Origin of the sequence: Amycolatopsis tolypomycina, from assembly GCF_900105945.1 — a bacterium.
Lineage (GTDB): Bacteria > Actinomycetota > Actinomycetes > Mycobacteriales > Pseudonocardiaceae > Amycolatopsis > Amycolatopsis tolypomycina.
The window spans coordinates 4,118,653-4,132,295 of the sequence record NZ_FNSO01000004.1 but is presented as its reverse complement, the minus strand read 5'-3'; the positions used below and the strand labels follow the sequence as shown (position 1 = coordinate 4,132,295).

Genomic DNA, 13,643 nt, shown 5'->3' with positions numbered 1-13,643 from the left:
GTGAAGGCCGTTCGGCGAATACCCACGAAAAGACGCACGCCGGTGCCGGGAAAAGGATCACTGCGGATTTGCGGCGCGACGTGATCGATTGACGGAAAACGCGCTGAGCCATGTCCGAATAACGCTTGGTAGCAGTTATTTTTTCAGTGCTGACCTGGCGTTTCCCGGTATTCCGGGATGGTCGGGACGTCGTTCACGAGTGGCGGCGTACGCGTCGCGAATCGTGAGGTATCCTCCCCCGCCTGGCCGGAGTTCCCAGTGCAGTGGGGGCTTCCGGCCGGCAGTGTCGTCGGCGACCTTCGGAGGAACGGTGGACTTTTTCGTCGGGCTGCAGATCGCGATTTCGGAGAGTGGGGAAGCGCGGTGACCGTTACACCCGAGCGGGTGACGCCCTCGCTGCCGCTCTACCCTCAGCGCGTCTCGGAGGAGCAGAGCGTCAATTCCGCGGAAGCGGAGGAATTCCTGGACCGGATGTTCGCCGAAGGCGCCGCGGAAGAAGGCGAGCGGTTCGAGGACCGGCTGGCGCAGGTACGCGCGGAAATCATGGAAACGGGCACCTACCGGCACACCCCGGCCGAGCTGGCGTACGGCGCGCGCGTCGCGTGGCGCAACTCGGCGCGCTGCATCGGCAGGCTGTACTGGCGCAGCCTCCGGATCCGCGATCGCCGCCGGGTCACCGGCGCGGCCGCGATCGCCGGCGAGTGCGTCGCCCACCTCCGCCAGGCGACGCGGGGCGGGCGGATCCGGCCGACGGTCACCGTCTTCGCGCCGGACACCCCGGCGGGGCCGGGACCGCGCGTCCACAACGAGCAGCTCATCCGCTACGCCGGGTACCGCTTCGAAGACGGGTCGGTGCTCGGCGACCCGCGGTACACCGCGTTCACCGAGCAGGTGCGCCGGCTCGGCTGGCGGCCGCCGGAGCGGCCGGGCTCCTTCGACGTCCTGCCGCTGCTGATCGAGGCCGAGCCCGGCGAGCCGCGGCTGTTCACGGTGCCGCCGGACGCCGTCCTGGAAGTGCCGCTGACCCACCCGGACCACCGCTGGTTCGCGGGGCTGGGGCTGCGCTGGCACGCCGTGCCGGCGATCAGCAACATGCCGCTGGAGATCGGCGGCGTCACCTACCCGGCGGCGCCGTTCAACGGCTGGTACCTCGGCACCGAGGTCGGCGCCCGCAACCTGGCCGACGAGCAGCGCTACGACCTGCTGCCGGTGATCGCCGAGCTGATGGGCCTCGACACCGCGTCCGAGCGCACGCTGTGGCGCGACCGGGCGCTGGTGGAGCTGACGCTGGCCGTGCAGCACTCCTTCGACGCGGCCGGCGTCACGATGGCCGACCACCACACGGAGTCGCAGCGGTTCCTGTCCCACCTCGAACGCGAGGAGCGGGCCGGGCGCCGGTGCCCCGCGGAGTGGAGCTGGATCGTGCCGCCGTTGTCCGGTGGGCAGACCGCCGTTTTCCACCGCTACTACGACGAACCGGACCCGGCCGAGCGACCCGCGTTCCTGCCGCCGCCGTGAGAACCGCCCCCGGGAACCGCGGAGAGTAGCGTGGAAGCGCCCGTTCGGCGGATCGTGCGCAACCCACGGGGCAGTCCGGTCCGCGAGGGCCGACAATGGACGCATGACCGCAGTCCTCGTCGCCTACGCCGGGCGTCACGGCGGAACCCGGCAGATCGCCGAGGTCATCGCCGCCGAACTCGGTGAAGCGGGCCTGACCGTCGACGTGCGCGACGCCGCCGACGTGGCCGGCGTCGAGCACTACGCCGCGGTCGTCGTCGGCAGTGCCCTGTACTACCACCGGTGGCGGCCGGAAGCCGTCCGGCTGCTGGAACGCAACGCCCGGGCGCTCGCCGAGCGTCCGGTGTGGTTGTTCCACAGCGGACCGTGCGGCCCCGGCGCGGCCACGCACCAGGTCAGCCTGCCGGCGAACGTGGCGCTGCTGGCCGCGCGCATCGACGCCGAGCGCACGGCCACCTTCGGCGGCAAGCTGGACCCGGCGACCGTGCGCGGCCTGATCCCGAAGCTGCTGGCGTCGGGCCGTCGGGCGGGCGACTTCCGCGACTGGGACCGCATCAAGGCGTGGGCCAGGGACGTCGGCCGCCGGGTCCGCACGCGCGTCGCGCACTGATCCCTTGCCCGCCCGGGGTGGTGGGTGCTAAACCGGGCCTGAGGTCTTCCGGTGGGAAACCGACGGAACGGGGCGAACGTGACGGCCGGGAAGAAAGCGCTTACATCGGACCAGCGCAACGCGTTCCTCGCGGCGCTGCTCGGCTGGAGCATGGACTCGTTCGACTACTTTCTCGTCGTCTTCGTCCTGGCGGACATCGCGAAGGACGCGTCGTTCGGCGCGACGGCGACGCAGCTGGCGTTCATCACGACGGCGACGCTGGTGATGCGCCCGGTCGGCGCGCTCCTGTTCGGCCTGTGGGCCGACCGCGTCGGCCGCCGGATCCCGCTGATGGCCGACGTCGTGCTGTATTCGGTGGCCGGCCTGCTGTGCGCGTTCGCGCCGAACTTCACGGTGCTGCTGGTGCTGCGGTTCGTGTACGGCATCGGCATGGGCGGCGAGTGGGGCCTGGGCGCGGCGCTGGCGATGGAGAAGATCCCGGTCGAGCGCCGCGGCTTCTTCTCGGGCCTGCTGCAGGTCGGCTATTCGATCGGCTACCTGCTGGCGGCGCTGGCGTACCTGCTGTTCCACTCGGCACTGGACCTGCCGTGGCGCTGGATCTTCGTGCTGAGCATCTTCCCGGCGTTGATCAGCTTGCTGATCCGCGCCCGCGTCCGCGAGTCGGAGGTGTGGGAGGCGGCACGCGAGAAGCTGAAGGTGACGCGGACGTCGGTGAAGGACATCCTGCTGAACCCCAAGGTGATCCGCCGCTTCGGGTACCTCATCCTGCTGATGACGGCGTTCAACTGGATGAGCCACGGAACCCAGGACGTCTACCCGAGCTTCCTGAAGGCCCACGACAACGGCGGCGCGGGCCTGAGCGCGGCGACGAGCACGTGGATAGCGGTGCTGTACAACGTCGGAGCCATCATCGGCGGCCTGACATTCGGGACGCTGTCGGAGAAACTGGGCCGCCGCCGAACGATCGTGACGGCGGCGGTGCTGGGGCTCCCGGTGATCCCGATCTTCGCGTTCGACCACGGCGCGGGCATGCTGGCCCTGGGATCGTTCCTGATGCAGATCATGGTCCAGGGCGCATGGGGCGTGATCCCGGCCCACCTGACGGAGATGTCCCCGGACGCCATCCGCGGCTTCTACCCGGGAGTGACATACCAGCTGGGCAACCTCCTGGCGGCCCTGAACCTGCCGATCCAGCAGGCCATCGCGGAGTCCCACGGGTATCCCTCGGCGCTGCTGTGGACGGTGGTGCCGGGGTTGATCGCGGTGGCGGTGCTGACGGCGATCGGTAAGGAGGCGGAGGGGATCAGGTTCGGCGAGTCGGCGGTGGCCACGGCGCCGGCGGGGTCGAAGTGACCTACGGCGTCACGAGCGCCGCTTCATAGGCGAAGATCGTCAACTGCACCCGGTTCGAAACGTCGAGCTTCGCGAACGTCCGCGTGATGTGCGTCTTCACCGTCGCCTCGCTGAGAAACAGCTCCGCCGCGATCTCCGCGTTCGGCTTGCCCTGCGCCACCGCCGTCACGATCTCCCGTTCCCGCGCGCTCAGCAGCTCCAGCTTCGCCTGGGCCCGCGACCGCCGCGGATTGGCCCGCGCGGCCACGAACTGGCCGATCAGCTGCTTCGTCGTCCGTGGTGACAGCATCGCGTCGCCGTTGGCCACCACTCGGACGCCGTCGATGATCTCCTGGGGGGAGCCCTCCTTCAGCAGGAAGCCGCTCGCTCCGGCCGCCAGGGCCTCGAACACGTACTCGTCCAGATCGAACGTCGTCAGGATCAGGACCTTCGGCGGACGCGGCTGGGCCAGCACCGCCGCCGTCGCCGCCAGGCCGTTCATGCGGCGCATGCGGATGTCCATGATCACCACGTCCGGGGCGTGACGGGCGACCTGCTGGACCGCCTCGTCGCCGTCGCCCGCTTCGGCCACCACCTGCAGGTCCGGTGTGCTGCCCAGGATCATCGACAGGCCGGTGCGGACCAGCGGGTCGTCGTCGACGAGCAGTACGCGCACGGTCACCCGCCCATGCTAGGACGCCGGTGCCACCCACGGCAGCCAGGCCCGCAGTGCGAACGTCCGCTCGTCGACCGGGCCCGCCGACAACGAGCCGCCGAGCAGGGAGACGCGCTCGTTGACGCCGGTCAGCCCGGTGCCCGAGCCCGGTGACGGCACCGGGTGCGCCGGCAGCGGGTTGAACACCTCCACCGACAATCCCGCGCCCGGGCCGCCGCGGACCAGCACCTCCGCCGGCGACCCCGGTGCGTGCCGCAGGACGTTGGTCAGCGCCTCCTGGAGGATCCGGTACGCCGCCGTGGCGAGCGGGGCCGGGGCCGCCGACGCCTGGTCGAGCAGGATCGTCACGTTGACCGGCAGACCCGCCTGGCGCGCGCCCGTGACGAGGTCGGGGATGTCGGCCAGCGTCGGCTGGGGTGGCTCCGCGGCACCGCCGGGCGCCCGATCGGCGAAGCCCGTGGTGCGCAGCACGCCGATCACCTGGCGCAGGTCGTCGAGCGACTGCCGGGCGGTGGTCCGGACCGTCTTGGCCGCCTCCACCGCGTCCGGCGTCGTCGCCGCCGTGACCTCCAGCGCGCCGGCCTGCAGGGAAAGCAGGGACAGCCGGTGGCCGAGGACGTCGTGCATCTCGCGGGCGATCCGCGCCTGCTCCTCGCGGCGCGCCACCTGGTCGCGCAGGGCCGCTTCCTCGGCGGCCAGGCGGCGTTTCTCGGTGAGGCTGTACCGGACGATGCCCAGGGTGAGCGGAACCGCCGTGTAGATCGCCGCGGTGACGGCGACGCCGATCAGCTTGGCGACGGTCGTGTCGGTCGAAATCCAGGCTTCGGCCAGCGACGAGTCCGTGAACCGGCCCACGTCGCGCCACACCGCGAGCGCGGTCGCGGCGAACACGAGCGTCGCCGCGCCCCAGCGCCACCAGCCGGTGAACCGGGTCGCGAGCGCGGCGAGGGCGATCAACGCGGCCAGCGAGTCGGCCACCAGCAGCAACGGCGGCACCACGGCGATGCCCGTCACCACCAGCGGCCAGCGCCACCGCCAGACCAGCATGATCGACGCGCCGACCCCGAGGAACCAGCCGAGCACGTTCGGCACGGTCGCGTGCAGTTCGTCGGTGCCGGGCAGGCTGAGCTCCAGCGACACGTTCACGATGCCCGTCACCAGGCTCGCGGCGACTGCCAGCACGGTGCACACCACACTCAGCACGGACCGTCCCATGGGGGTCAGCCTACGAGGTGATCACCGCGTCCCCATCAGCCGATCCGCTCGTCCACCGCCCGGCCGGTGACGACTTTCGTCGTAACGGGTCGAGTCCTGCGGACGACGCGGGCGGGACCGCGCCGCTGGTTTCCTTCTCGTCGTCAAGCCAGCCGAAAGGAAACCCCGATGACCGACTACACCCCGATCCAGCAGCACGCGGCCCCGCCGGCCGCGCCGCCGCGCAACGGCCTGGGCACGGCCGGGTTCGTCCTCGGCCTGATCGGGCTCGTGTTCGCCCCGATCCCGTTGGTCGGTGTCGTCGCCTGGCCCCTGGCGGTGCTGGGCCTGATCCTGGCCGCGGTCGGCGTGGCCAGAGTCCGCTCCCGGAAGGCGACCAACAAGGGCCTCTCGATCGCCGGCGTCGTCGTTTCGCTGCTCGCTCTCGTTCTCTGCACCCTGTGGGCGGTGCTGATCGGCAAGGCGATCAGCGACGTCAACCAGGAGGCGACCGCGCACCACACCATCGTCTACCAGGTGAGCGGCGACGCGAAGGCCGTCGACATCGACTACAGCACCTTCGACCGCAACACCATCCTCGTCAACACCGAGGCCGGCGCCGCGGTGCCGTGGACCAAGACCGTCGAAGCGACCGGGTTCCTCGCCGGGGCCCAGTTCACCGTGACAGCCGGCCCGGACGGTGGTTCGGTCGCCTGCAAGGTGATCGTCGACGGCAAGGAGGCCAAGTCCGCGACCGCGTCCGGCCCCGGGGCCGTCGCCAGCTGCACCGGCTTCTGAACCACCCGTGCCACCCGGGCGAGGGGGCCGGGCGGCACGGGGGAGGGGGAGAGAAGGGTGGGACCCGTCCGGGGGACGGACGGGTCCCACCCGGCGTGTCAGCCGCAGTGCTCGAACTCGCTGTCGTAGGCCTGCCCGCCGGCCGAGCCGCCCCACTTCACGCACTTGTCCGCCGCGGTCGCCTTGACCGGGCCGGCGAACCAGGAGAACGAACCCGAGTCGGTCTGCCGGGCCGCGCCCTTGACCTCCAGGTACGCGGAGGTCGCGGTGGCCGTCCCGGCGGAGGCGTTCTTCATGGTGCTGACGCAGTTCTGGCCGTTGGCCGCGTTGTACGACAGGTACACCGTGCCGGCCGCGCCGCCGGTGCCCAGCGGGGCGGAGTCGATGACGCTGTAGCCGCCACCGCACGCCGGGGCGCCGAGCGCGGCTTCGCTGACCGAGGCGAAGCGGATCGTGTCGTTCGCGTGGAACTCCGGGCCCGCTTCGAACAGCACGCCGACCGACGACTGCGACAGCTGGACCATGTCGGAGTACGACGCGTCCTGGCCCCACACGAGCAGGCTGCCCGCGGTGCCGGTCCAGTTGGCGCCCTCGTCGAAGGACGAGTGGATCCGCAGCTCCTTGCGCCGGTCGCAGACCGACGGGGCCGCGAAGACGATCCGGTTGTACTTGCCGCCGGTGTCGGTCGCGCTCATCCGCGCCGTCGAGCCCTCGACGACCGGGGTGACGAGGTCCGTGGCGAAGGCGAACTTGGCGCTGAACGTCTCGCCGCCGTCGGAGCTGATCGCGAAGGCGCGGTTGTGCGTGCCGTCGGCGAGGCACTTGTTGTCGTCATTGGCGTCGTTGCGCGCGGCGGCGTACACGCGGCCGTCCCGCAGTTCGGTGACGCTGATCTCCTGCGGGTTCATCAGGTCCGAAGTGGACGTGTCGGTCGCCCCGCGGTGCCAGGTGGCACCCTTGTCGTCGCTGTAGACCAGCGAGCCGGTGTTCTTGCCGCCGATCGTGTAGCTCATGCCGGCGACGAGCCGGCCGGCGTGCGCGCCGCGGGTCAGCACGATCCCGTGCGACGGACCGGTCGCGAGCCAGCCCGGAGCGCTCGCGAACCCGAGCTCGGTGGTCAGCACCTTCGGCGCGGCCCACGTCTTCCCGTTGTCCTCGCTGATGGACACGCGCGGGATGCGGCCGCAGGAGGGGTTGGTGAAGCACTGCATGGTGGACAGCAGCACGATCCGGTTGCTGCCCGGGATCACGATCGGCGCCGGGTTGCCCTTCACGTCGCCGAAGGCGTCGATGACGGTCTGCAGGGCGCCCCACGTCTTGCCGCCGTCGGTCGAGCGCTTCATCACGAGGTCGATCTTGCCGAGGTCGTTGCAGAAGCTGGCGCCGCCGTTGCGGCCCTCGGCGAAGGCGAGCAGGTCGCCGTTGTTCGCCTTGACGACGGTCGGGATGCGGTAACAGTCGTGGCCTTCGGTGTTTTTGTTGAACACGAGCGTGCTGGCCACGTCGGCCTGGGCGGTCGCGGCGCCGACAGCCGCCGGGACGGCGAGGGCGGCGCACCCCAGCAGCCCGGCCAGCAGGCCCTGCGCGAGTCGAGTGATCTTCACGGTTCGAGCTCCCTACGGAATCGTTCTTCGTCTCGGCAGCAGCGTCGACACGATCCGTACAAGAGCCGTACAACTTCGCGTATAACGAACTATACGTGAACGCCGGGGAGAATTCAGGTGAACGCGGCCAGCGTCCCGAACCCGGTCGCCAGCACCAGAAGCGTGGACAGGAGACCCAGGAGCAGGGCCCGGCCGCCGCCGCGCAGCAGCGTGCCGAGCCGGACGGCGCAGCCGAGGCCGAACAATGCCCCCGCGAGCAGGAGTGTCGACGTCGTCTTCGCGACGTCGAGCGCGAACGCCGGGACCAGGCCGGTGCTGCGGACGGCGACCATCGCGAGGAAGCCGAGGACGAACAGGGGGACGAGCGGAGCCCGCCCCTCGCCGCGCCCGCGTCGGGTGGCGCCGACGAGCGCGACCACCGGGGCGAGCAGGACGACCCGGCTCAGCTTCACCACGACCGCGATCCCGACCGCGGCGGCGCCGGCGGGCCCGGCCGCCGCGACGACCTGGGCGACCTCGTGCACCGAGATCCCGGCCCAGCTGCCGGTCCGGACGGCGTCGAGGCCGAGCGCACGGGCTAGCAGGGGAAGCGCGGCCAACGTGATGCTGCCGTAGCAGGTGACGAGCGCGACGGCGGTGGCGACGTCTTCGTCGTCCCGCTCGATCACGCCCTCCACGGCGGCGATGGCCGAGGCGCCGCAGATCGAGAAGCCGGTGGCGACCAGCAGCGCGAGCGCGCGCGGCACCCGGACCAGCCGGGCGAGGCCGAGCGTGCCGAGGAAGGTGACCGCGACGGTCAGCACGACCGCGGCGAGGGTGCCGGGGCCGAGCGCGAGCACGGTGGGGACGGCGAGCTGGAGCCCGAGCAGGACGACACCGGCGCGCAGCAGGCGTTTCGTGAGGCGGGCGACGGCCTGGCGGTGCTCGCCGGTCAGCACGGGCGTGCTGCCGACGGCGACACCCAGCACGACGGCGACGGTGAGCGCGCCGGCCACCGGCCACACCGAGCTGACCGCGTACGCCGCGGCGACGCCGAGCCCGGTGATCGCCAGGCCGGAGGTCTTCGCCGTCGTGAGTGCCATGCTTCCAGGGTCGCCGCGCCGTCGTCTTCGCGGTAGCCGCCGGTTCGCGGGGAGGTCATAGACTGGGGCTATGACCGGACCGGATCTGGACTCGCTGCGCCTGCTGGTGCTCGTCGACGACCTCGGCAGCATCGGCCAGGCGGCCGGGGCGCTCGGCATCGCCCAGCCGTCGGCCAGCAAACGGCTGTCCACTTTGGAACGCCAGCTGGGGCTGTCCCTGGTGGACCGGACCCGGCGCGGCTCGGCCCTGACGCCGGACGGCCGGGTGATCGCGGGCTGGGCCCACCGCGTCCTGACCGAAGTGGACGGACTGCGCACCGGCGCGGAGGCCCTGCGCACCCAGCGCGGCGCGCAACTGCGGGTGGCGGCGAGCATGACGCTCGCCGAGCACTTCGTCCCGGCCTGGATCGGCGAGGTCAAGCGGACCGGGCCGGACACCTACGTCGGGCTCGAGGTGGTGAACTCCGAGCAGGTCGCCGACCTGGTCGCGCGCGGCCGGGTCGACCTGGGGTTCGTCGAGTCGCCGGGGCCGTGGCCGGGGCTGGCCACGCGCCGCGTCGCCGCCGACCGGCTCGTCGTGGTGGTCCCGGCCGGGCACGCCTGGGCCCGGCGGCGCCGTCCGCTGACGGCCGGGGAGCTGGCCGCGACCCCGCTGGTCGTGCGCGAACCGGGTTCGGGCACCCGGGAGACGGTCGAGGCGGCGCTGCGCCGGGCCGGCGTCGGGCCGGTGAAACCGTTGCTGGAGCTGGGTTCGGCGTCGGCGGTGCGCAACGCGGTGATCGCCGGCGCCGGCCCGGCGGTGATCAGCGACCTCGACGTGGTCCGCGAGGTGGCGGGCCGCCGGCTGGTGCCGGTCACGGTGGCGGACGTCGAGCTGGGCCGGGTGCTGCGCGCGGTGTGGCCGGCGGGCCGTCGCCTGACGGGCCCGGCGGCGGAACTGCTGACGCTGGCGGTGAAGTCCGGCTCCTAGCGTGCCTTGAGCCCGGCCGCTTCCGGGCTGGTCAGGTGCGCCTCCAGCGTCCGGCACGCGGAGGCCAGGAGGGCGTTGCCCTCGCCCGCGCGGGTGGCCAGCACCACCTGGCACGGCTCGACGTCCGCCAGCGGGACGATCGTCACGTCGGGCCGGAGGCGGCTGAACCGCACCCCGGCCGGGACGATCGCCGCCAGCTGGCCCGCGGCGATCAGCTCGAACTTCTCCTCGAACTCGCTGACCAGCGGGCCGTCCGGCGCGGGGCGGCCGTCCGGGCGCGGGTCGACGCGCCAGAAGGCGTTCCACTCCGGGTCGTCGAGGCGGGGGAGCGGCTCGTCGGCGATGTCGGCGAGGGTGGCCGACGCCCGCCCGGCCAGCCGGTGGTCGGCGGACACCAGCAGCACCCGGTCTTCGGCGTAGAGCGGGATGACGCGCAACCCGCCGTCCTGCAGCGGCAGCCGCGTGACCGCGACGTCGACCCGGTGCTCCAGCAGCGCCGCCCGGGTTTCGGTCCAGCCGAGGTGGCGGGTCACCACCTCGGCTTCCGGGTGGCGGCGGCGCAGCTCGCGCACCGCCGGCGTGACGAACAGGTTGGTGCGGTAGCCGATCGTGACGCGGCTCGGGGTGGCGGCCGCGCGCGTGCTCGCCGCCGCCTGTTCGGCCGACTGCAGCAGTTCCTTGGCGTGGAGCAGGAACACTTCGCCCGCTTCGGTCAGCCGCGTGCCCTGCGGTGTGCGGTCGAGCAGGCGCGCGCCGAGCCGGCTTTCGAGCCGGCGGATCTGCCGGCTCAGCGACGGCTGCGTGGTGTGCAGCGCGGCCGCCGCCCGCCCGAAGTGCCGATGCTCGGCGACGGCCGTGAAGTACCGCACCAGCCGCAGGTCCAGGTCCGCCATGACCGCAGTTTACCTGCGGTGATGCCTGAACCGTATCGCCCGATGAGAACCAGGCTTTGGACGGCGGCGGTGGGGCGGCCCAACGATGGAACCACTGTCAGCCAGCCACGAGGAGTACGAAAATGCGGGTGTTCGTCACCGGTGCGACGGGGTTCGTCGGGAGCGCCGTCGTCCGGGAACTGCGGGACGCGGGGCACGAGGTCCTCGGTCTCGCCCGGTCGGAAGACAAGGCCGCGGCGCTCGCGGCCACCGGCGCCGAGGTCCGGCGCGGGACACTGGCCGACCTGGACGGCCTTCGCGCGGCGGCGGCCGAAGCGGACGCGGTCGTCCACACCGCCTACGTCCACGACGACTTCGCCGATCTGACGGCCGCGGCGGCGACCGACCGCGCGGCGATCGGCGCGTTCGGCGAAGCGCTCGAAGGATCAGGGAAGGCCCTGATCATCACGGCCGCGACGGGTCCGGTGGCCCCGGGCCGGCTGGCCACCGAGGAGGACGCGGCCGACCCGGCGTTCCCGCGTGCGGCGTCGGAGACGGCGGCCTTGGCGCTGGCCGAGCGGGGCGTCCGCGCGTCGGTGTTGCGGCTGCCGCACTCGGTGCACGGCGAGGGCGACGGCCACGGGTTCGTGCCGGCGTTGATCCGGCTCGCGCGCTCGACGGGCGTGTCGGCGTACCCGGGCGACGGCGGCGGGCGCTGGGCGGCGGTCCACCGGTTCGACGCGGCGCGCCTGTACCGGCTGGCCGTCGAGGCGGCGCCGGCGGGCGTGCGGCTGCACGCGGTCGGGGACGAGGGAGTGCCGCTGAAGGTGATCGCCGAGGTGATCGGGGAGCGGCTCGGTGTTCCGGTGCGGTCGGTGTCCGACGTCCCGGGGCACTTCGGGTGGCTCGCGCACTTCGCGGGGCCGGACGCGCCGGCGTCGGGTGTGCTGACGCAGAAGCTGCTGGGCTGGACGCCCGAGGGGCCGGGGCTGGTGGCGGACCTGGCGGCCGGGCACTACTTCGGGTGAGGTCTCCTTGCAGCCGATCGAGCGGCGATATATCGTGGGAGTGTCGCCGATACGATTGGGAGGTTGTCATGGAGAAGAGTGCGGGAGCGGACCGGATCTTCGCCGGGTTCGGGGGACACGGGCGCCCGGGGCACGCCGGGTTCGGGCACTTCGGGCCGGAGCACGGCGGGCACTTCGGTGCGGAACACGGCGTGCCGGGCCGGGAGGACTGGGACGGCGGCCCGGAGCTGGCGCGCGGCTTCCCGCCGCCGCCACCTCACCCGCCGCACCCACCCCAGCCCCCGGGTGGGCCGGGTTTTCCCGGCTTCCCGGGCGGCCCGGGGTCGTTCGGCGGCCCGGGCGGCTGGTTCGGCGGCGGCGGCGCGTTCCAGCGGGTGCGCGAGTTCCGCGGTGGCGGCCGCCCGCCGGCCCGCCCGGTGCGGCCGGCGGTGCTGGCGTTGCTGGCCGAGGAGCCGATGCACGGCTACCAGCTGATGCAGGAGATCCGCCGCCGCACGCACGACCGCTGGCGGCCGAGCCCGGGCTCGGTGTACCCGATCCTGCAGCAGCTGGAGGACGAAGGCCTGGTCCACACGGTCGAGACGGCCGGGCGCCGGGTGGCGGAGCTGACCGACGCCGGACGTGAGCACGTGGCGGGCCGCGAGGAGGAGTTCGCGGCCCTGTGGGAGGAGCCGGAGGAGGAGCCGGGCGCCGACCGCTTCGCGGCCCTGTGGCACGCGCTGGGCGAGCTGTCGGGAGCGGCCGCCCAGGTGGGCTACAGCGGCAACGACGCCCAGGTCGCGGAGGTGAAGAAGATCCTCGCGGACGCACGCCGCCGGGTCTATGCGGTCCTGGCCGACGCCGGGCTGGAAGACGAGGACGCCTGACCGGTTCCGCCGGCCGGATCGTCCACATCGGACGATCCGGCCGGCGGGTAGGCTCCCTGCCATGGAGGAGAAGGACTTCGCCGCGCACCTGACCGCCACCATGACCGGCAGCGCCCTCACCATGCTCCTCGGCGTCGGGCACCGCACCGGTCTCCTCGCCGCGGCCGCGCGCGGGCCCGCCACCAGTGCCGGCCTCGCCGAACGCGCCGGGCTGCACGAACGCTACGTCCGCGAATGGCTCGGTGCCATGGTCACCGGCGGCATCTTCACCTACGACGGCCGCGACTACACCTTCCCGCCCGAGCACGCCAAGTTCCTGCTCGGCGAAACCGCCGCGAACCTCATGCCGTCACTGCTGACCCTGTCCGCCTTCACCGGCATCCTGCCCGACCTGGAACGCGCGTTCGCCGAAGGCGGGGGCGTCCCGCGGTCGGCCTACGGCCCCTACCTCGAAACGCTCGGCGCGAAGACCGGTGACAGCTGGAAGCACATCTACCGCGAGCACCTCGTCGACGGCTTCTTCGGCGCCGTCCCCGGCCTGAAGGAACGCCTGACCGCCGGTGCGCGCGTGCTCGACCTCGGCTGCGGCACCGGGAACGCCATCGCCGTGGCCGCCCGTGCCTTTCCCGCCTCGCACTTCACCGGCCTGGACATCAACGCGAACGTCGTCGCGCAGGCGAACGAACACCGCCTGCCCAACACCGGCTTCGTCGTCGGGGACGCCGCCGAACTGGCCGCCGATCCGCCCTACGACGTCATCACCGCCTTCGACGCGATCCACGACCAGGACCGCCCGGACATCGTGCTGCGGCGGATCCACGACGCGCTCGCCGCGGACGGGCTGTTCTTCATGGTGGACACCAACTTCTCCAGCCACCTCGAGCAGAACGTGGGCAACCCGCTGGCGGCCCTGACCTACTCGATCAGCCTGATGTACTGCACGACGACGTCGCTGGCCGAAGGCGGCGCCGCGCTGGGGGCCGTGTGGGGCACCGAAAAGGCGTCGGAAATGCTCGCGGACGCGGGGTTCCGGCACGTCGACGTGCTCGGATCCCCGCGTCCGCAGAACTGCATCTACGTCTGCCGGCCCTGA

13 protein-coding genes are annotated in these 13,643 nt (G+C 72.5%); 8 read left to right on the top strand and 5 right to left on the bottom strand.

What is annotated here, in order from left to right; translation table 11 throughout:
- The first annotated feature begins 384 nt into the window (after positions 1-384).
- From BLW76_RS28920 to BLW76_RS28910, 3 genes are all read left to right on the top strand, one after another.
- The gene (locus BLW76_RS28920; RefSeq protein WP_091313177.1) at positions 385-1,518 is read left to right on the top strand and encodes a nitric oxide synthase oxygenase; all 1,134 of its coding nucleotides are present in this window, start codon (positions 385-387) and stop codon (positions 1,516-1,518) included.
- A gap of 103 nt (positions 1,519-1,621) precedes the next feature.
- On the top strand, positions 1,622-2,128 hold the full coding sequence (locus BLW76_RS28915) for a flavodoxin domain-containing protein (RefSeq protein ID WP_091313175.1): 507 nt from the start codon (positions 1,622-1,624) through the stop codon (positions 2,126-2,128).
- 51 nt (positions 2,129-2,179) lie between these two features.
- The gene (locus BLW76_RS28910) at positions 2,180-3,481 is read left to right on the top strand and encodes an MFS transporter (RefSeq protein ID WP_208613405.1); all 1,302 of its coding nucleotides are present in this window, start codon (positions 2,180-2,182) and stop codon (positions 3,479-3,481) included.
- A gap of 1 nt (position 3,482) precedes the next feature.
- Here BLW76_RS28910 and BLW76_RS28905 read toward each other — a convergent pair whose 3' ends face one another.
- Both BLW76_RS28905 and BLW76_RS28900 read right to left on the bottom strand, forming a co-directional pair.
- Positions 3,483-4,142, bottom strand: coding sequence for a response regulator transcription factor (locus BLW76_RS28905; RefSeq protein WP_091313171.1), 660 nt, complete (start codon positions 4,140-4,142; stop codon positions 3,483-3,485).
- Positions 4,143-4,151: 9 nt separating this feature from the next.
- Positions 4,152-5,351, bottom strand: a complete 1,200-nt coding sequence (locus BLW76_RS28900) for a sensor histidine kinase (RefSeq protein ID WP_208613404.1) — start codon at positions 5,349-5,351, stop codon at positions 4,152-4,154.
- Positions 5,352-5,519: 168 nt separating this feature from the next.
- Between BLW76_RS28900 and BLW76_RS28895 the strand changes: the two genes are divergently transcribed.
- Positions 5,520-6,128, top strand: coding sequence for an MmpS family transport accessory protein (locus BLW76_RS28895; protein ID WP_091313169.1), 609 nt, complete (start codon positions 5,520-5,522; stop codon positions 6,126-6,128).
- A 98-nt stretch (positions 6,129-6,226) separates the two neighbouring features.
- Here the strand turns inward: BLW76_RS28895 and BLW76_RS28890 are convergent, their stop codons facing one another.
- Positions 6,227-7,732 carry a sialidase family protein gene (locus tag BLW76_RS28890; protein ID WP_091313167.1) on the bottom strand — a complete coding sequence of 502 codons (1,506 nt, stop codon included), beginning with the start codon at positions 7,730-7,732 and terminating at the stop codon, positions 6,227-6,229.
- Positions 7,733-7,845: 113 nt separating this feature from the next.
- The gene (locus BLW76_RS28885) at positions 7,846-8,814 is read right to left on the bottom strand and encodes a YeiH family protein (RefSeq protein ID WP_091313164.1); all 969 of its coding nucleotides are present in this window, start codon (positions 8,812-8,814) and stop codon (positions 7,846-7,848) included.
- Positions 8,815-8,884: 70 nt separating this feature from the next.
- Between BLW76_RS28885 and BLW76_RS28880 the strand changes: the two genes are divergently transcribed.
- Positions 8,885-9,784 (top strand): LysR family transcriptional regulator, encoded by a 900-nt coding sequence (locus tag BLW76_RS28880; protein ID WP_091313163.1) that lies wholly within the window; start codon positions 8,885-8,887, stop codon positions 9,782-9,784.
- Here BLW76_RS28880 and BLW76_RS28875 read toward each other — a convergent pair.
- A complete protein-coding gene (locus BLW76_RS28875; RefSeq protein WP_091313160.1) occupies positions 9,781-10,677 on the bottom strand; it encodes a LysR family transcriptional regulator in 897 nt (298 codons plus the stop codon). The two genes, BLW76_RS28880 and BLW76_RS28875, sit on opposite strands and share 4 nt — an antisense overlap.
- Before the next feature lie 122 nt (positions 10,678-10,799).
- Between BLW76_RS28875 and BLW76_RS28870 the strand changes: the two genes are divergently transcribed.
- From BLW76_RS28870 to BLW76_RS28860, 3 genes are all read left to right on the top strand, one after another.
- A complete protein-coding gene (locus BLW76_RS28870) occupies positions 10,800-11,684 on the top strand; it encodes an SDR family oxidoreductase (protein WP_091313159.1) in 885 nt (294 codons plus the stop codon).
- Between the two features lie 68 nt (positions 11,685-11,752).
- Positions 11,753-12,550, top strand: coding sequence for a PadR family transcriptional regulator (locus tag BLW76_RS28865; RefSeq protein WP_091313156.1), 798 nt, complete (start codon positions 11,753-11,755; stop codon positions 12,548-12,550).
- Between the two features lie 61 nt (positions 12,551-12,611).
- The gene (locus BLW76_RS28860) at positions 12,612-13,643 is read left to right on the top strand and encodes a class I SAM-dependent methyltransferase (RefSeq protein ID WP_091313154.1); all 1,032 of its coding nucleotides are present in this window, start codon (positions 12,612-12,614) and stop codon (positions 13,641-13,643) included.